The 18,342-nt window shown below is 63.7% G+C and carries 17 protein-coding genes and 1 pseudogene; 12 read left to right on the forward strand and 6 right to left on the reverse strand.

Annotated elements, in window-relative coordinates; translation table 11 throughout:
- Positions 1-55: 55 nt before the first annotated feature.
- The 4 genes and pseudogenes from hpf to DUGA2_RS34580 all read left to right on the forward strand — a co-directional run.
- A complete protein-coding gene (gene hpf, locus DUGA2_RS24180; protein WP_070271983.1) occupies positions 56-415 on the forward strand; it encodes a ribosome hibernation-promoting factor, HPF/YfiA family in 360 nt (119 codons plus the stop codon).
- 102 nt (positions 416-517) lie between these two features.
- A complete protein-coding gene (locus DUGA2_RS24185) occupies positions 518-1,453 on the forward strand; it encodes an alginate lyase family protein (RefSeq protein ID WP_070271984.1) in 936 nt (311 codons plus the stop codon).
- A gap of 32 nt (positions 1,454-1,485) precedes the next feature.
- Positions 1,486-2,571, forward strand: a complete 1,086-nt coding sequence (locus DUGA2_RS24190) for an enoyl-CoA hydratase/isomerase family protein (protein WP_070271985.1) — start codon at positions 1,486-1,488, stop codon at positions 2,569-2,571.
- A 12-nt stretch (positions 2,572-2,583) separates the two neighbouring features.
- Positions 2,584-2,775, forward strand: a pseudogene (locus DUGA2_RS34580) (Lrp/AsnC family transcriptional regulator); the annotation flags it as partial.
- A 40-nt stretch (positions 2,776-2,815) separates the two neighbouring features.
- Here DUGA2_RS34580 and DUGA2_RS24195 read toward each other — a convergent pair.
- Entirely contained in the window at positions 2,816-3,061 is a 246-nt protein-coding gene (locus DUGA2_RS24195) for a hypothetical protein (RefSeq protein ID WP_070271986.1), read from the reverse strand.
- A gap of 27 nt (positions 3,062-3,088) precedes the next feature.
- Positions 3,089-3,952 carry an RNase adapter RapZ gene (rapZ, locus tag DUGA2_RS24200; RefSeq protein WP_070271987.1) on the reverse strand — a complete coding sequence of 288 codons (864 nt, stop codon included), beginning with the start codon at positions 3,950-3,952 and terminating at the stop codon, positions 3,089-3,091.
- Positions 3,953-4,123: 171 nt separating this feature from the next.
- On the opposite strand from rapZ, the gene DUGA2_RS24205 reads away from it, so the two are divergent.
- The 4 genes from DUGA2_RS24205 to DUGA2_RS24220 are packed head-to-tail and all read left to right on the forward strand — an operon-like array spanning position 4,124 to position 8,212.
- Positions 4,124-6,055: a TonB-dependent receptor domain-containing protein gene (locus DUGA2_RS24205; protein WP_168167822.1), complete on the forward strand. Its 1,932-nt coding sequence runs from the start codon at positions 4,124-4,126 to the stop codon at positions 6,053-6,055.
- A 3-nt stretch (positions 6,056-6,058) separates the two neighbouring features.
- Complete coding sequence (locus DUGA2_RS24210) at positions 6,059-6,322, forward strand: hypothetical protein (RefSeq protein WP_083296446.1); 264 nt, start codon at positions 6,059-6,061, stop codon at positions 6,320-6,322.
- A complete protein-coding gene (locus DUGA2_RS24215; RefSeq protein WP_070271989.1) occupies positions 6,315-6,611 on the forward strand; it encodes a hypothetical protein in 297 nt (98 codons plus the stop codon). Before DUGA2_RS24210 ends, DUGA2_RS24215 begins: the two co-directional genes overlap by 8 nt.
- The gene (locus tag DUGA2_RS24220) at positions 6,608-8,212 is read left to right on the forward strand and encodes a PepSY domain-containing protein (protein ID WP_070271990.1); all 1,605 of its coding nucleotides are present in this window, start codon (positions 6,608-6,610) and stop codon (positions 8,210-8,212) included. Before DUGA2_RS24215 ends, DUGA2_RS24220 begins: the two co-directional genes overlap by 4 nt.
- Before the next feature lie 13 nt (positions 8,213-8,225).
- Here the strand turns inward: DUGA2_RS24220 and hprK are convergent, their stop codons facing one another.
- From hprK to ilvA, 4 genes are all read right to left on the reverse strand, one after another.
- Positions 8,226-9,161 (reverse strand): HPr(Ser) kinase/phosphatase, encoded by a 936-nt coding sequence (hprK, locus tag DUGA2_RS24225; RefSeq protein ID WP_008444515.1) that lies wholly within the window; start codon positions 9,159-9,161, stop codon positions 8,226-8,228.
- A 66-nt stretch (positions 9,162-9,227) separates the two neighbouring features.
- Positions 9,228-9,710 carry a PTS sugar transporter subunit IIA gene (locus DUGA2_RS24230; RefSeq protein WP_070271991.1) on the reverse strand — a complete coding sequence of 161 codons (483 nt, stop codon included), beginning with the start codon at positions 9,708-9,710 and terminating at the stop codon, positions 9,228-9,230.
- Positions 9,711-10,049: 339 nt separating this feature from the next.
- Positions 10,050-10,889 carry an NADPH-dependent 7-cyano-7-deazaguanine reductase QueF gene (gene queF, locus DUGA2_RS24235; protein WP_070271992.1) on the reverse strand — a complete coding sequence of 280 codons (840 nt, stop codon included), beginning with the start codon at positions 10,887-10,889 and terminating at the stop codon, positions 10,050-10,052.
- Between the two features lie 62 nt (positions 10,890-10,951).
- Positions 10,952-12,487: a threonine ammonia-lyase, biosynthetic gene (gene ilvA / locus DUGA2_RS24240; RefSeq protein ID WP_070271993.1), complete on the reverse strand. Its 1,536-nt coding sequence runs from the start codon at positions 12,485-12,487 to the stop codon at positions 10,952-10,954.
- 276 nt (positions 12,488-12,763) lie between these two features.
- On the opposite strand from ilvA, the gene DUGA2_RS24245 reads away from it, so the two are divergent.
- From DUGA2_RS24245 to DUGA2_RS24260, 4 genes are all read left to right on the forward strand, one after another.
- Positions 12,764-13,255, forward strand: a complete 492-nt coding sequence (locus tag DUGA2_RS24245; protein ID WP_070271994.1) for a YqaA family protein — start codon at positions 12,764-12,766, stop codon at positions 13,253-13,255.
- Positions 13,256-13,477: 222 nt separating this feature from the next.
- Entirely contained in the window at positions 13,478-17,485 is a 4,008-nt protein-coding gene (locus DUGA2_RS24250; protein ID WP_070271995.1) for an FAD/FMN-binding oxidoreductase, read from the forward strand.
- Positions 17,485-17,919 (forward strand): HIT family protein, encoded by a 435-nt coding sequence (locus DUGA2_RS24255; RefSeq protein ID WP_070271996.1) that lies wholly within the window; start codon positions 17,485-17,487, stop codon positions 17,917-17,919. Before DUGA2_RS24250 ends, DUGA2_RS24255 begins: the two co-directional genes overlap by 1 nt.
- A complete protein-coding gene (locus DUGA2_RS24260; RefSeq protein ID WP_070271997.1) occupies positions 17,916-18,341 on the forward strand; it encodes a gamma-butyrobetaine hydroxylase-like domain-containing protein in 426 nt (141 codons plus the stop codon). The genes DUGA2_RS24255 and DUGA2_RS24260 overlap by 4 nt, the downstream gene beginning before the upstream one ends.
- The last annotated feature ends 1 nt before the right edge of the window (position 18,342 follow it).

Raw genomic sequence — 18,342 nt, forward strand, 5'->3', positions numbered from 1 at the left:
GCAGTAATGGGCTACGCACTAACCGTAAGAAGCGACATTATCTCTAGGAGTGTGTATGAATCTCACCATCAGTGGACATCATCTCGAAGTGACCTCGGCCATCCGTGAATATGTGCAGAACAAGCTTGAGCGCGTCACCCGCCACTTTGATCAAGTGATTGATATTGCTGTCATCCTGACTGTAGATAACCTTAAAGAGAAAGAGAAACGCCAGAAGGCTGAAATCAACCTGCGTCTGTCGGGCAAAACCGTCTACGTGGAAAGCCTGTCGCAAGACCTGTACGCCGCCATCGATACCTTGATCGACAAGCTGGATCGGCAGGTCATGAAGTACAAAGCCAAGGTCCAAGAGCACGGCCACGATGCGATCAAGCATCTCCCGGATAGCTACGAACCCGCTGCCGCCGCCCTATAACAACGGCCCCGGCACCATCAAACTAAGGGCGCAGAGGCGCCCTTTTTTGCGCCCGGATAGTTTAGAGTAAACGTTTTCCAAATGTCTTCTGATGGGAGTGGCATGAAACGAACTAAACTATTTACAGCCTGGCTGCTGGCGCTGGCCGCCCCGGCCGCGCTGGCGTGCACCGCGCCGCCGCCGGCCGTGATCGATATCGACGCCAACAGCTATTACTCGGATGCGCATCACTCTGTCATCGATCCGGTGCTGCGGGCACGCAATATCGCCAACACCAAGCCCATCGACGACTTCCTGGCCGACGTGGCGAAAAACGCCAGCCTGGGCAACGCCGCCTGCGCGCTGGGCTGGCTGGAGAGTTGGGCTGGTCAAAAGGCCTTGTTGGGCAAACTGTCCAGCGAGCAGGCGTGGTATGTGCGCAAGTGGACCCTGGGCGGCATGGCGCTCAGCTATGCCCGCGTCAAACCGGCCGCCGGCGCGGCGCAGCAGCAAGCCATTGAAAGCTGGTTCAAGACGCTGGCCGACGCCACCATGGCGCACTCCGACGCGCACAAGGGCACGCGCAACAACCATTACTACTGGGAAGGACTGGCGGTGACGGCGGTGGGCGGCGTCACCGGCGACGAGCGTTATCTGGGCTGGGGCCGCAAGGTCTTCGAGCATGCGATGGGGCAGGTGGCGGCCGACGGTTCACTGCCGCCGGAAATGGAGCGCGGAGCCAAGGCGCTGCACTACCATGTGTTCGCCGCCGTGCCGCTGGTGATGAGCGCATCCATCCTGGACATCCGCTCGCCCAAGCTGGACCAGCTGATGCGCTTCACCATCGCCGCCGCGCAAGACCCGTCGGCGATGGAGAAGGCCACCGGCTTTGCGCAGGAGCGGGCCAACGGCAGCGAAATGTCGTTCGCCATCATTTATGCGCGGCACGAGGGCAGGGCGGAGCTGATGCCGGCCAAGGCCAACTTCCAGCCACGGCTGGGCGGCGACCTGAATCTGCCCAATCCGCTTGAGCATCTGGCGGCGCGCAAGTCGCAGTAGAATAGGGTTTTCTCCACGAACCCAAGCACCTCATGAGCGACTACGTCCACACCAGCGTCAGCAACGGAACCGGCTTCATCACACTGGACCGGCCCAAGGCCTTGAACTCCCTGTCGCTGGCGATGGTGCGCGATATTACGGCGGCGCTGATGGCGTGGCGCGACGACAGCGGCGTGGCCGCCGTCGTCATCCGCAGCAGCAGCGAGAAGGCGTTCTGCGCCGGCGGCGACATTCGCTTCTTCTACGACAACGGCCGCGCCACGCCGCAGGGCGGCAGCGCGCTGGTCGAGGATTTCTTCACCGAGGAATATGCGCTCAACCATCTGATCCATTTCTATCCCAAGCCGTATATCGCGCTGATGGACGGCGTGGTCATGGGCGGCGGCATGGGCGTGGCGCAGGGCGGTCCCGACTGCCGCGTGCGCATCGTCACCGAGCGGACCAGGATGGCGATGCCGGAAGTGAATATCGGCCTGTTCCCGGATGTGGGCGGCAGCTATTTCCTGTCGCGCGCACCAGGGCGCTTGGGCAGTTACCTGGGCGTGACCGGCGTCACCATCGGCGCGGCCGATGCGCTGTACGCCGGCCTGGCCGACCACTACGTGCCGGCCGCCGAGATGGCGGCCCTGTCGGCGCTGCTGGAGTCGACTGCTGGCGCGGCGTTGAAGGACGCCATCGCGGCCTTCGCGGCGCCGTTCCGCGCCGCCGTAGGCGAGGGCAAGCTGGCGGCCGAGCGCAGCGTCATCGACCGCCACTTCGGCGCCGCCTCGGTGGCCGCCATCGTCGGCTCGCTGAAAACGGACGACAACGCCTTCGCGCAAAAGACGCTGCAGGTGATGGCCACCCGTTCGCCGCTGATGATGTGCGTCACGCACGAGCTTGTCCGGCGCGGCGCCGCGCTGGATGTGGCCGAGTGCCTGCGCCTGGAGCGCACGCTGGTGCGCCACAATTTCGAGGATGGCGAAGTGATCGAAGGCGTGCGCGCGCTGGTGATCGACAAGGACAACACGCCGCAATGGAAACCGTCGTCGCTGGACGCGGTCGACGAGGCGATGGTGCAGCGCTTCTTCCAGCCGGTGTGGCCGGACTACGCCCACCCGCTGCGCCACCTGGACTGATCGCCGATGACTGTGGAACTGGACCGGCTCGACATCCAGATACTCAACCTGCTGCAGGAAGACGCCACCGTGCCGCTGCGGCGGATCGCCGAACAGGTGCACGCGTCCGCCGCCACCTGTCAGCGCCGCATTGCCCCGCTGCGGGCCAGCGGCGTGCTGGTCAAGGAAGTGGCACTGGTGGATCGCGTGCGGGATCAAAGACCCCGACGGCCACATCATCGAAGTGGTGCACTGGAGCCGCTGACTAAGCGCTGGGGGGGACGGCGGCGACAGTCAGTCTTAGTCCGAGCACCTTCATCAGCGCCAACGTGGTTTTCAGGGATGGCTCACCTGCCAATTGTGTGAGTCCTTGCGCCTTGGCGGCGATATCCAACGCCGCAGCGATATGCGCGGCATCACCGGTTTCGAATGCATCCGTCATGAACACTTCGATGGCTTCCAGGCTATTAAGCGCTTGCGTTGGATCGTAAGGGGAAAATTTTTCAGCCATGATCTCGCCTCCATTGATCGAGACCGCTTAAGCCTGCTCGCGGTGGCGCAGGATGACGCGTTCGGATTTTTGGAAGTAGGCCGCCAGTTGTTCGGCCATGTAGACCGAGCGGTGCTGGCCGCCGGTGCAGCCCACGGCCACCGTCAGGTAGCTGCGGTTGTCGGTCTTGAAGGACGGCAGCCACTTTTCAATGAAGATGCGGATGTCGTTCATCAGGTCCAGCGCACTCGGCTGGGCGTTGAGGAAGTCGATCACCGGCGCGTCGCGGCCGGTCAGCGGGCGCAAGGTCAGGTCGTAGTAGGGATTGGGCAGCGCCCGCACGTCGAACACGAAGTCCGCGTCCAGCGGCACCCCCAGCTTGAAGGCGAACGATTCGAAGAACAGGATCAGCGGCGCGCGCTCGATCGCCACCAGGTCCTTGACCCACGCCCGCAGCTTGTTGGCGCTCAGCTCCGAGGTGTCGATCACATGGCCCAGCTGCTCGATCGGCGACAGCCGTTCGCGCTCTTCCGAGATGCACTCGATCAGGGTGCGCCGCGCCGCCGGGTTCTGCCCTGGCCGCAATTCGTGCGACAGCGGATGGCTGCGCCGCGTTTCCGAAAACCGCGCCACCAGCGAATGTGTGTTCGAGGTCAAGAACATCACCTTGACGTCGTGCCCCTGCTGGCGCAGGCGCTCGACGTCGGCCGGCAGCGTCGCCAGCGATGCGGCGCTGCGCGCATCGACCGCCACGGCCAGCGCTTCCATTCCTTCCGCCACCAGGGTGTCCACCAGGCTGGCGAGCAGGGCGGGCGGCAGATTGTCGACGCAATAGTGCCCCGTGTCCTCCAGGACGTTCAGGGCGACGGATTTGCCGGAGCCGGAAATACCGGTAATGAGTACGATGCGCATAGTCCCCGATGATACCGCAGCCCGGCCAAGCTTGCCGAAAATGACCATCTTTTGTCCCGGCAACAATGCGAAAAAGATACTAAATTCCTTGCCAATCTAAATAGAAATAATTATCATTTGCGTTCATTTTTTCGAAACGCAGGGATGGGTATGTCTTTTACAAAAAAAACGATGGTTGCCGCGATAGCCGGCGTATGTGGTTTTGCTTCGGCGATGGCGGCCAGCGCCGTGGATGCACAGGATGCGGGGACGGTGGTGGTCAGCGCCACCCTGCGCGAACATAATCTGGCGTCGGCCCCGGCCTTCACCACCGTGCTGACGGCGGACGATATCGCCAAGTCGCCGGTCAACAGCCTGGCCGACTTGCTGCGCGAAACCGTGGGCGTGAACAACCAGAGCGATGGCACCGGCCGCGACGAGATCCAGATCCGCGGCCTGCCGGGCAAGTACACGCTGATGCTGGTCAACGGCCGCCGCCTGTCCTCCACCGGCGCGCTGTGGCGCGGCGGCGACTTCGACTTCAGCTCGATTCCGCTCAACAGCATCAAGCGCGTGGAAATCGTGCGCGGCCCGATGGCGGCGCTGTACGGTTCGGACGCCATCGGCGGCGTCATCAACATCATCACCAAGACCCCGACCAGGGACTGGAGCGGCGCCGTCACCGGCGAATACCGCACCATCGCCAGCGGCGACCGGGGCGACCAGTACCGCGTGGGCGCCTCGGTGGCTGGCGCCTTCAACGACGCCGTCAGCCTGTCGATTTCCGGCGAAGACTATGACCGCAAGCCCTGGTACAGCACCAGCGCTTCCGATCCGACCCGCCCGCCGCGCCTGGAGGAAAAGCGCGCGCAAAACCTGGTGTCGACGCTGACCTGGAAGCTGTCGGAAACGCAGAGCCTGGACTTCGACTTCGGCTACAACAAGGACGAGCGTCCGCTGGGCATGTTCTACTACAGCTACAACCCGCAATGGAACTACACCGCCAAGGACTTCCGCGCCCAGACCATCAAGCGCAGCACCTTCGGCGTGACGCACAAGGCGCTGTGGGGCTGGGGCAGCACCACCGCCTTCCTGAGCCAGGAAGAGACCCGCATCGACGACTTCAACAGCCGCTACAACAAGCCGCAGCAGCGCGTGCTGAGGGAGAAAAATACTTCCGCCAAAGTCTACGGCAGCACCGAGTTCGGCAATCACTCGCTGACCGCCGGCGTCGACCTGCGCCGCCAGGTCGTCAAGGATCCGCTGTCCTACCTGACGAGCGGCCAGTCGACCACCGACCGCTCGGCGGTGTTCGTCGAAGATGAAATCGCCCTGACCAAGCAGCTGAGCCTGACCCTGGCCGGCCGCGAAGACCACACCGACTTCGGCAACCACTTCACGCCAAAGTCCTACCTGGTCTACCAGGCGACGCCGGAGTGGACCGTCAAGGGCGGCGTCAACAAGGCCTTCAAGGCGCCGGACGCCTATCAACTCGTCAAGGACTACAGCATCATCAGCTGCGGCGGCGGTTGCTATCTGAACGGCAATCCCGACCTGACGCCGGAAACCAGCATCAACTACGAGTTCGGCGTCGAGTTCCACCGCAAGGGACTGAACGCCAGCGCGGCGGTCTTCAAGAACGACGTCAAGGACATGATCGTCTCCATCTACAGCCCCAATCCGCCGTCGCGCAAGTGGCTCAACGTCGCCAAGGCCAAGACCAGCGGCATCGAGTTGCAGGCCGACGCCGTCATCAATCCGGCGCTGTCGATCAGCGGCAACTACACCCGCCTGAACGCGAACTACACCGACGAATCCGGCAAGGAAGCCAAGCTGGATAACCGTCCGCGCCAGATGGCCAGCGTCAGCCTGAATTGGAACGCGGCCGCGTGGCTGCAGGGTTCGCTGGCGGCGCACTACACCGGCGAGCAGTCCTATGACGACGCCATGCTGCCGGCTTACACCCGCGTCGACGTGTCGGCTTCGGCCAAGGCCGGCCGCAACATCACGCTGCGTTTCGGCGTGAAGAACCTGACCGACGTCAACCTGGAGCAGAAGAGCAAAAGCTTCCAGACGTTCGAGCTGGGCCGCAACTACTACGTCAGCGCAGCGTATGCGTTCTAAGCGATGCTGATCCCCCTGACGGCGTTGTTGTTGACGCTGGCGGCGTGTGTGCTGCTGTACCTGAGCCACCGCCACCAGGGCTGGTTGCGCGCGCCTTTGCCGGCCTGGCCGGCGAGGGCGTCCGGCGTTGGCTTGCTGTTGCTGGCGCTGGCCTGCGGCTTGCGCTATTACAGCCCGCTGACCGCCGTTTTCGCGTGGCTGATGGTGCAGATGCTGGTCTTCAGCACGCTGCCTTTCCTTTCTCTGTTGAAGCGCCGCGATGGATAACAAGATGGACCGCAAGATCGCTCCCGACTGGTGGAGCAAGACCTTTGCCGGCGCCGTGCTCGGCTTCTCGCTGGCGTTCGCGCTGGCCGGCCTGCTGGCGTGGTACGGCCCCGGCGGCATCGCCGCGCCGAACAAGACGCAGGCCGTCATGTGGAGCATCGCCGTGTTCTGGATGCCGGTGTTCGCCTTCGTCTACCTGTTCCGCACCGGCTTGCGCGCGGTGCTGTGGCTGTCGGCCGCCAATGCGGTGGCGTATGCCGCGCTGTTTCATGCGCGAGGACTGTTATGAAAATTCGTAGCGACATCTTGCGCGTCTACCAGTCGCTGCACACCTGGGTCGGCATCTGCGCCGGCATGCTGCTGTTCATCGGCTTCTTCGCCGGTGCGCTGACCATGTTCAAGCAGCCGCTGGACCGCTGGATCAGCGCGCCGGCGCGCACGCTGCCGGCCATGCCCGCTGCGCAAACCGATCAACTGGTGCGCGAGCTGCTGGCACAAAAGCCGGCGGCGCGGAAAGAGTTCACGCTGCATTTGCGGCAGCATGAAAACATCGCCGCCCCGGTCAGCTGGAGCGAAGGCGAGGGCGAGCGCAGCATCGATGTGTCGGCCACCCGCTGGCATGCGGCGCTGGACCCGTCCGGCAAGCTGCTGGTGCAGGAGGAAGTGCCGTCGCTGCTGGCGGAGCTGATCGACATGCTGCACCGGACCGGCGGCATCCCGGGACGGCTGGGCGACGAGTACATCGGCGCTTACCTGATGGGCATCGCCGGCATCATGTATTTCCTGGCGCTGGTCTCGGGCGTGATCCTGCTGCTGCCGACGCTGGTCAAGGATTTCTTCGCGCTGCGGCCGGGCAAGAACCGCAAGCGCTTCTGGCTGGATGCGCACAACATCGTCGGCATCGCCAGCCTGCCGTACCACATCGTCATCAGCGTGACGGTGATCGTGTTCGCCTTCCATGACCAGTTCTACGGCGGCATCGCCAAGGTGGTCTATGGCGAGCAGCCGATGTTCGCGCGGCGCGCCGCCGACGCCGCGCCGCACCGCATCGGCGACCTGCAGCCGGCCAGCGCGCTGGTGGCAGCCGTGCGGCGCGAGGCGCCCGGCTTCGAGGTGACGGCGCTGATGTACATGGGCCTGGAAACGCCGCGTCCGATGATACGGGCTGCGGTGGCCAGCCCGCGCTACCTGGTGCGGGGTGCGGAGACCGGCTATGTGATGATCCACCCCTACACCGGCAAGGTGCTCGACACCAGCATGTTGCCGAGCAAGAGCGATGCATGGAGCGATGTGGTGGCGCCGATGTTCGCGCTGCACTTCGGCAGCTACGGCGGCAGTTTGATGCGCTGGGTGTATTTCCTGTTCGGCGCCAGCGGCGCCTTCCTGTTCTACTCGGGCAATCTGCTGTGGGTGGAGAAGCGCCGCAAGAACCAGTTGCGCAATGGTCCGGTGCCGCGGCAGTCGCTCACCACGCGGGTGATGGCGGCGGCGACCGTGGGCGTGTGCTTGGGATCGATGGCCGGAGTCGCCTTCGCCATCGTCGCCGGCAAATGGTTGTTTGCGGCGGCGGAGAATATCAACTCGGCTTACCTGACGGTGTATTACTGCGTGTTCCTGGCGGCGCTGGCGTGGGCGTTCTGGCGCGGTGCGTCGCGCGCGGCGGTGCACCTGCTGGCCTTGTGCGCGCTGGGCGCCTTGGCGATTCCATTGACCTCGTTAATGGCGTGGCTGCTGCCTTCGCTGGGATGGTGGGCGCATGGCAGCGTGGCGGCCATCGGTGTCGATGTGACGGCGCTGGTGCTGGCGCTGCTGTTCGCCTATGCGGCGCGCTTGACTGCGCGCCGCGCTGAGCATGGGCCGGCGGACAGCGTGTGGGCTAAAACCGCTTGAGTTGTTGCGGCGTTTAGTCGCCGCTCATGGCCTGCCGCTGGCGCTCCATGAATTCCTGCAGCGTATCGATGCCGCGCAGTTGCAGGATGGTGTTGCGCACGGCGGCCTCCAGCAGCACCGCGATGTTGCGGCCGGCCGCCACCGGGATCACGACCTTGCGGATTGGCAGGCCCAGCACATCCTCGGTGGGGAACTGGAACGGCAGGCGTTCCACTTCCTCGTCGGCGGCGCCGCGCCGCACCAGGTGCACGATCAGTTTCAGGCGCATCTTGCGGCGCACGGCGGTCTCGCCGAAGATGGCCTTGATGTCCAGCAGGCCCAGCCCGCGCACTTCCAGCAAATTCTGCAGCAGCGCCGGGCAGCGGCCTTCGATCATGTTCGGCGCGATGCGCGAGAACTCCACCGCGTCATCGGCCACCAGGCCGTGCGAGCGCGAAATCAGCTCCAGGCCCAGCTCGCTCTTGCCCAGGCCGGAATCGCCGGTGATCAGCACGCCCACGCCCAGCACGTCCATGAACACCCCGTGCATGATGATGCGCTGCGCCAGCTTCTTCGACAGGTAGACGCGCAGGAAGTCGATCACCTGCGCGGCCGGCAGCGGCGTCGAGAACAGTGGGATGTTTTTCTCGTCGCAAATGGCGAGAATGTCGGGCGGCGTTTCCAGGCCTTGCGCGATGATCAGCGCCGGCGGCCCGCCGGCGATCAGCTCGCCGATGACGTGGGCGCGCGTCAGCGATTTCAGGCGCTGGTAGTAATTGATTTCCTGGTGGCCGAAGACCTGGATGCGGCCCGGGTGGATGGTGTTCAGGTGGCCGACCTGGTCGGCGGCCGAGGCGACATCGCCGGAGATCAGGCGTTCGCCGCCGGGGAAGCCGGCGAACCAGCCTAGCTGCAAACTTTCGCGATTGTCGTCGTAGAGGCGTTGTATCGTCAGCGGAGTTTGCAGCATGGGTCGTCTTTGCAAGAGGATGAACTAAACCTTAGTTTAACCTATAGTTTGACGACCCCGGCTATCTCAACCGGCGGCCTGCAGGCTGGGCATCCAGTTGACGATGCGCGAGTGCACCGATTTCGGGTCCGCGTCCGTGCTCAGCGCGGTGCGGAAGGCGTCGTCGGAGAACATCTCGGCGATCTCGGACAGGATCTCCAGGTGCTGCTGGGTGACGTGGTCCGGGATCAGCAGGAAGAACAGCAGGTTGACCGGCTTGCCGTCGGGCGATTCGAACGGAATCGGCTCGGCCAGGCGGACAAACGCCGCCAGCGGCGACTTCAGGCTCTTCATGCCCTTGATGCGGCCGTGCGGCACGGCGACGCCGTGGCCCAGACCGGTCGAACCGAGGCGCTCGCGCGCGAACAGGTTGTCCGAGACGGTGGAGCGGGCGATGCCGCAGTTGTTTTCGAAAATCAGGCCGGCTTGCTCGAAAGCGCGCTTCTTGCTGGACACTTCCAGATCCAGCTGCACGTTTTCCAGAGAGAGTATTTTGCTAAGGTTATTCATAACGCGACATAAAATGTTGCAACGCACAAAGGTGGCATGCGAGCAGAATTATAGGCTTGTTTCTGCGCCATGTAACAGTAAATCGCTCGCGCCTACCGTTGCGTTTATGTCGGCCAGCCGACGCGCGGGCTGGGCGGTATGTGCACCAAAGAAAGGAATCGCTATTTCTGAGTAGAAATCTCGGAAAACGCCGGTTTTTCGCCAGGGTCTGGGGCGAATTTCCGATTTTTGCGCGTTTTCAGGCCGCTGTGGCCGTATGACGCGCAGTTGCGGACAACGGCGCGTCATCTGCACATCATACGCCTGATTTTTCTGGTTTGATTGGAAAAAGCGCCAGATTTATTGACGTGCGCCACGTAGATTCGGCGGCCGCTGGGCGGTGCTGAAGTTGCTGCGCCAGGGGTTGATGTCCAGGCCGCCGCGGCGGGTGTAGCGGGCGTACACGGCCAGCTGCTGGGGCTGGCACTGGCGCAGGATGTCGGTGAAGATGCGCTCGACGCACTGCTCGTGGAACTCGTTGTGCTCGCGGAAGCCGATCAGGTAGCGCAGCAGGCTTTCCTGGTCGATCTGCGGGCCGGCGTAGTGGATTTGCACGCTGGCCCAGTCCGGCTGGCCCGTCACCAGGCAGTTCGACTTGAGCAGGTGCGACAGCAGTTTTTCCTCGACCGGCTCCTCGTCCAGCGCCGCCTTGAGCAGCTCCGGCGCCGGGCTGTAGTGGTCGACGTCGATGTCCAGGCGGTCCAGCAGCAGGCCGTCGAGCTCGCCCATTTCCACCATGCCGAATTCCTCCGGCTGGGTCAGCGAGATGTGCACGGTGGCGCCGAAGCCGTTCGACAAATCCTGTTGCAGCAGGTTCTTCAGCGCGACCACGCTGTCGAGCCGCGTCTGGTTGAACGAGTTCAGGTAGAGCTTGAAGGACTTCGATTCGATGATGTTGGGCGAATCGGCCGGCACGGTGATGCGGGCGATCGCCACCTGCGGCTTGCCGCGCGCGTTGAGCCAGGAGATTTCGTAGGCGTTCCAGATGTCGACGCCGAAGAAGGGCAGGGTGGTGCCGACGCCCAGGCCGATTTCATCGCGCTTGCCCTGGCGTGGAATCGGGAACAGCAGTTCCGGCGCGTATTCGGTGCGGTAGGCGGAGGTTTTTCCCAGCGGGGACAAGTCGACGGTATTGGTCATGGCGGTATCGATGTTTCAGTGAAGGACGGCATGGTAGCGCAAACCATGCCGTCGTGCTGCGGTTAGCCCAGGAACAGCTTGTACACCGGGTTGGCGCTTTCGTCCCAGTAGCGGTAGCCGAGGGTAGTCAGGAATTGCGCGAACTGGTCCATCTCGCCCGACGGCACCTGCAGGCCGATCAGGATGCGGCCGACATCGCCGCCCTGGCTGCGGTAGTGGCACAGCGAGATATTCCAGTTCGGCGCCATCGAATTAAGGAAACGCATCAGCGCGCCCGGCCGTTCGGGGAATTCGAAACGATACAGCAGCTCGTCCTTGGCCAGCGCGCTCTTGCCGCCCACCAGATGGCGGATGTGGGCCTTGGCCAGTTCGTCGTGGGTCAGGTCCAGCGTCTTGAAATCGTGCTGCTCGAAGGTGCGGGCCAGCACGCTCGATTCGCTGCGGTCGGCGATCTGCACGCCGCAGAACACATGGGCCTCGTCCTTGTCGCTGATGCGGTAGTTGAACTCGGTGACATTGCGCGGGCCGACCAGCGCGCAGAAGCGCTTGAAGCTGCCGCGCTGTTCCGGCAGCGTGACGGCGAACACCGCCTCGCGCGCCTCGCCCAGCTCGGCGCGTTCGGCGACGAAGCGCAGGCGGTCGAAGTTCATATTGGCGCCGCAGGCGATGGTGATCAGCGTCTGGTTCTTGACCGGATCCTTGCTCAGCGCGGCGCGCTCGACGTAGGCCTTGGCGCCGGCGATGGCCAGCGCGCCGGCCGGCTCCAGGATGCTGCGGGTATCGGTGAACACGTCCTTGATGGCCGCGCTGATGGCGTCGGTGTCGACCAGGATAATGTCGTCGACGTACTGCCGGGTCAGGCGGAAGGTTTCCTCGCCGACCAGGCGCACCGCCGTGCCGTCCGAGAACAGCCCGACATCGGCCAGCGTGACGCGTTCGCCAGCCTTGATGCTGCGCGCCATGGCGTCCGAATCGAGCGTCTGCACGCCGATGATCTTGATGTCGGGGCGGATTTGCTTGACGTAGGCGGCGATGCCGGAGATCAGGCCGCCGCCGCCGATGGCGACGAAGATGGCGTGGATGGGGCCGGAATGCTGGCGCAGGATTTCCATGCCGATGGTGCCCTGGCCGGCGATCACGTCCGGATCGTCGAACGGGTGGACGAAGGTCAGCTTCTGTTCCTGCTCCAGCGTCAGCGCGTGGTTGTAGGCGTCGGTATAGGATTCGCCGTGCAGTACCACCTCGACGTCGGCGCCGCCGCGTGCCTTGACGGCGTCGATCTTCACCTGCGGCGTGGTGGTGGGCATGACGATCAGCGCGCGGCAGCCCAGCTTGGCCGCCGACAGCGCCACGCCTTGCGCGTGGTTGCCGGCCGAGGCGCAGATCACGCCGCGCTTGCGCTGCGATTCGCTCAGATGGGCCATCTTGTTGTACGCGCCACGAATCTTAAAGCTGAACACGCTCTGCATGTCCTCGCGCTTGAAATAAATGCGGTTCTCGTAGCGCTGCGACAGCGTCGGCGCCAGTTCCAGCGGGGTTTCAGTGGCGACGTCGTAGACGCGCGCGGTCAGGATTTTCTTCAGATAGTCGATAGTCATGGTTTGCAAACATAGTGATTCCGAGGCTCAACCTGGGGTCAAGTCTGACATTTGGACACGGGCTGGTCCGTAATCCTTGTTACGGACCAGCCCGTGTCCAAATGTCAGACTTGACCCCAGGGTGGGGGGCTTTGCTTTTCAGTGCTAACTATCCGGCTTGTTACCGGGTGGAGCAGGGGCGCGGGCCGCGCGCGGATGGGTGCGCGGCCGGACTGTTCAATCGTGCGGTGTGCGAGTCATTATAATGGACACCTTTCCTCCCGCTCAAAGAAACCGATGATCGACTCAGTAATCGCCTGGCTGCTGCACGTTTTGGCCGCGCCGGAAGTGGGCCTGACCTCGGTCTTCATCATCAGCTTCATCTCCGCCACGCTGCTGCCGCTGGGCTCGGAACCGGCGGTGTTCGCCGTCATCAAGGCCAATCCGGCCCTGTTCTGGAGCACCATCGCCGTCGCCACCGTCGGCAACACCCTGGGCGGCGCGGTCGATTACTGGATGGGCTACCAGGCCAAGCAATCCTTCGCCAAGGAGCGCAAAAGCCGCTGGTTCCACTGGCTGGAGCGCTACGGCGCCAAGACCATGCTGCTGGCCTGGCTGCCCGGCATCGGCGATCCGCTGTGCACCCTGGGCGGCTGGCTCAAGCTGCCTTTCTGGCCCAGCATCGCCTACATGGCGGTCGGGAAACTGCTGCGCTACCTGACCATGACCTCGCTGCTGTTGTACGTGCCGGACGGCGTGTGGCACCGGATCGGCCAGTTGCTGAGCTAATTTGACGCAATTTATCATATTGCCATTTGCACTCGCACATGAATTTCGTTCAGTTTTATAGCGGGTATTTATCCGGTATTGCCAAGAAAAGCGGTATTTTGCAAATTTTTGGCGGGTTCTTGCATGCCGGATAGCCCCTCGGCCGCCTAAGGCTGTTCCGGCGTGGTGCGCCGCAATACGCTAGAATGGCCCTCCCGGGTTCAGTCTACAAGTCCATTTCACATGAATGCCCCTGCACAAATTCAAGCTCTGCTGGCGGAAACGCCCCACGGTCCGGAGGCTGTCCGCCTGCGCGAAATTCCTTATAACTACACGTCGTTTTCCGATCGCGAGATCGTCATCCGGCTGCTGGGCGAGGAATCGTGGAGCTTGCTCGACGCGCTGCGCGGCGCCCGCCAGACCGGCCGTTCGGCCCGCATGCTGTACGAAGTGCTGGGCGATATCTGGGCGGTCCGCCGCAATCCGTACCTGCAGGACGACATGCTGGACAACCCGAAGCGCCGCCAGGAGCTGATCGACGCCCTGCATCACCGCCTGGCCGAGGTGGACAAGCGCCGCCTGACCGTCGACGACACCGGCGACGAAGCGGCGCGCGCACGCAGCACCAACGTCGCCAAGCTGCTGCGCGCGGCCGGCAAGGCGGTGGCCGATTTCGGCGAGGAATTCAAGCAGGTCTACGACCTGCGCAAGCGCACCAACAAGGTGCTGGGCCGCTACACCGACAAGCACAACATCTGCTTCGACGGCATGAAGCGCATCTCGCACGTCACCGACGCCACCGACTGGCGCGTCGAGTATCCGTTCGTGGTGCTGACCCCGGACACCGAGGAAGAAATGGCCGGCCTGGTCAAGGGCTGTATCGAACTGGGGCTGACCATCATCCCGCGCGGCGGCGGCACCGGCTACACCGGCGGCGCGATCCCGCTGACGCCCATGTCCGCCGTCATCAACACCGAGAAGCTGCTCAACATGGGCGCGGTGGAAATGAAGGTGCTGCCCGGCCTGGACCGCGACTACGCCACCATCTACACCGGCGCCGGCGTCATCACCAACAAGGTGTCCGAGGCGGCCGAGAAGGCCGGCTTCGTGTTCGCGGTCGATCCGACCTCGGCCCACGCCTCCTGCATCGGCGGCAATATCGCCATGAACGCGGGCGGCAAGAAGGCCGTGCTGTGGGGCACGGCGCTGGACAACCTGGCCTCGTGGCGCATGGTCGACCCGAACGGCGACTGGCTCGAAGTGACGCGCCTCGACCACAACCTGTCGAAGATCCACGATACGCCGCTGGCCCGCTTCAAGCTGGAGTGGACCCATCCAACCGCGCGCGGCGAGTCGAAAGGCGAGCCGTTCAAGACCGAGCTGCTGGAAATCGAAGGCCGCAAATTCCGCAAGGAAGGCCTGGGCAAGGACGTCACCGACAAATTCCTGGCCGGCCTGCCGGGCATCCAGAAGGAAGGCTGCGACGGCCTGATCACCTCGGCCCGCTGGATCCTGCACAAGATGCCGAAGTTCGCCCGCACCGTCTGCCTGGAGTTCTTCGGCCAGGCGCGCGACGCGATTCCATCGATCGTCGAAATCAAGGACTACCTGGACGGCTTGCCGGCCAAGGGCGAGCAGTTCAGCACGCTGCGCCTGGCCGGCCTGGAGCACCTGGACGAGCGCTACCTGCGCGCGGTCGGCTACGCCACCAAGTCGAAACGCGGCGTGCTGCCGAAGATGGCGCTGTTCGGCGACATCGTCGGCGACGATGAAAACGCCGTCGCGCTGGCCGCGTCGGAAGTGGTGCGCATCGCCAATACCCGCGTGGGCGAGGGCTTTGTCGCCGTCAGCCCGGAAGCGCGCAAGAAATTCTGGCTCGACCGCGCCCGCACCGCCGCCATCGCCAAGCACACCAACGCCTTCAAGATCAACGAAGACGTGGTGATCCCGCTCAACCGCATGGGCGAGTACACCGACGGCATCGAGCGCATCAACATCGAGCTGTCGATCAAGAACAAGCTGCAGCTGGCCGAGGAACTGCAGCAGTTCTTCGCCGCCGGCAATCTGCCGATCGGCAAGAGCGACGACGCCGACGACGCCGTCGGCGACGCGGAAATGCTGGGCGACCGCGAGCAGCAGGCGCAAGCGCTGCTGGCCCAGGTGCACGCACGCTGGACCTTCCTGCTGGCCGAGCTGGACAAACCGCTGACCGCCGTCGCCGCGCAACTGGCCGAACTGGGCCTGGAGCGCCTGCTGCCGGTGTTCGATGAACGCCTGAAAACCCAGCCGGACGCGACGCTGTTCGACGTGGTGCAGGACCGCACCATCCGCGTCACGTGGAAGCAGGAAATCCGCGCCCAGCTGCGCCAGATCTTCAACGGCGCGGCCTACAAGCTGATCCTCGACGAAGCGACCGCCATCCACAAGCGCGTGCTGCGCGGCCGCGTGTTCGTGGCGCTGCACATGCACGCCGGCGACGGCAATGTGCACACCAACCTGCCGGTCAACTCCGATCATTACGAGATGCTGCAACTGGCGCACCAGGCCGTGGCGCGCATCATGAAGCTGGCCCGTTCGCTCAACGGCGTGATCTCGGGCGAGCACGGCATCGGCATCACCAAGCTGGAGTTCCTGACCGAAGAGGAAATCGGCCCGTTCCGCGACTACAAGCTGCGCGTCGATCCGGAAGGCCGCTTCAACAAGGGCAAGCTGCTGAACCTGGCCGGCATGGAAGCCGATTTGTCCAACGCCTACACGCCGTCCTTCGGCCTGATGGGCCACGAATCGCTGATCATGCAGCAAAGCGATATCGGCGAAATCGCCAACAGCGTCAAGGACTGCCTGCGTTGTGGCAAGTGCAAGCCTGTCTGCTCTACGCATGTCCCGCGCGCCAACCTGCTGTACTCGCCACGCGACAAGATCCTGGCGACCTCTTCGCTGATCGAAGCCTTCCTGTACGAGGAGCAAACCCGCCGCGGCATCTCGATCAAGCATTGGGAAGAGTTCGAGGACGTGGCGGACCACTGCACGGTCTGCCATAAATGCGTGACCCCATGTCCGGTCAACATCGACTTCGGCGACGTGTCGATGAATATGCGCAACCTGCTGCGCAAGATGGACAAGAAGAGCTTCAATCCCGGCAAGTCGGCGGCGATGTTCTTCCTCAACGCCACCGATCCGGCCACCATCAACGCCACCCGCGCGGCGATGGTGGGCATCGGCTACAAGGCCCAGCGCCTGGGCAACGACTTGCTGAAGAAGTTCGCCAAGAAGCAGACCAAGGCGCCGCCTCCAACGGTGGGCAAGCCCAAGGTGCGCGAGCAGGTGATCCACTTCATCAACAAGAAAATGCCGGGCGGCCTGCCGAAGAAAACCGCGCGCGCCTTGCTGGACATCGAGGACGACAAGGTCATCCCTATCATCCGCAATCCCAAGGCCACCAATGCCGACACGGAAGCGGTGTTCTACTTCCCGGGCTGCGGCTCGGAGCGCCTGTTCTCGCAAGTGGGCCTGGCGACGCAGGCGATGCTGTGGGAGGTGGGCGTGCAGACCGTGCTGCCGCCGGGCTATCTGTGCTGCGGCTATCCGCAGCGCGGCGCCGGCGAGTACGACAAGGCCGAGAAGATGATGACCGATAACCGCGTGCTGTTCCACCGCATGGCGAACACGCTCAACTATCTGGACATCAAGACCGTGCTGGTGTCGTGCGGCACCTGCTACGACCAGCTGGCGACCTACGAGTTCGACAAGATCTTCCCGGGCTGCCGCATCATGGACATCCATGAGTACCTGATGGAGAAGCAGGTCCGGCTGGAAGGCGTGACCGGCACGCGCTATATGTACCACGAGCCTTGCCACACGCCGATGAAGCTGCAGGAAGCGACCAAGACCGTCAACACGCTGATCCAGACGCACGACAACGTCAAGATCGAGAAGAACGACCGCTGCTGCGGCGATTCGGGCACGCTGATGATTGCGCGTCCCGACATCTCGACGCAGGTGCGCTTCCGCAAGGAAGAGGAAGTCATCAAGGGCGCGGACAAGCTGCGCGCCGACGGCTTCGAAGGCGAAGTGAAGATCCTGACCAGCTGCCCGGCCTGCCTGGGCGGCGTCTCGCGCTACGGCGAGGATGCCGGCACGACGGCCGACTACATCGTGGTCGAGATCGCCAAGCACCTGTTGGGCGAGAACTGGATGGCCGACTACGTCAAGCGCGCCAACGACGGCGGCATCGAACGGGTGCTGGTGTAATGGCCTGCGAGCTGTGCAAGCTGCTGGAAGCGCCGGGCGCGGCTTTGATCTGGGGCGATGACCGGTTGTCGGTGGTTGCTGTGGATGAGGCCGAGTATCCGGGCTTTACGCGCGTGGTGTGGAATGCGCACGTCAAGGAAATGACCGATCTGTCGCCGGCCGAACGCGGCCGCGTGATGGAGGTGGTGTGGGCGGTCGAGTCCGCGCAACGCGCGGTGATGGCGCCGGAAAAGATCAACCTGGCCAGCTTTGGTAATATGACGCCGCATGTGCACTGGCATGTGATTCCGCGTTATGTGGATGATGCACATTTCCCGAATCCGACCTGGGCGGCGGCGCAGCGCGCCTCGGCGCCGGAAGTGCTGGCCGCGCGCCGCGCGCTGCTGCCGGCCCTGCACGCGGCGATCATCGAACGTTTGAAAGACTCCATATGAGCAAGCAACCCACCGGCCTGACCGTCCACAACAAGTCCAAAGTGCTGGACATCGAATTCGACGACGGCGCTTCGTTCTCGATTCCGTTCGAGCTGCTGCGCGTGTATTCGCCGTCGGCCGAGGTAAAGGGACATGGCGAAGGGCAGGAGGTGCTGCAAGTGGGCAAGCGCGAAGTGGGCATCGCGGCGGTGGACCCGGTGGGCAACTACGCGGTGCAGCCGACCTTCACCGACGGCCACAACACGGGGCTGTACACCTGGGATTACCTGTACAAGCTGGGCAATGAAAAAGACGCTTTGTGGGCCAACTACATGGACCGCCTGCACGCATCAGGCTTTGAAGGCGACAGCGGCCGCGAGACCGGCGTGACCTTGACCGGCCCCGGTTCGAAAAACCACAGCGGTTGCGGTCACAAGCACTGAT

Origin of the sequence: Duganella sp. HH101, assembly GCF_001758795.1 — a bacterium.
Lineage (GTDB): Bacteria > Pseudomonadota > Gammaproteobacteria > Burkholderiales > Burkholderiaceae_D > Rugamonas > Rugamonas rivuli.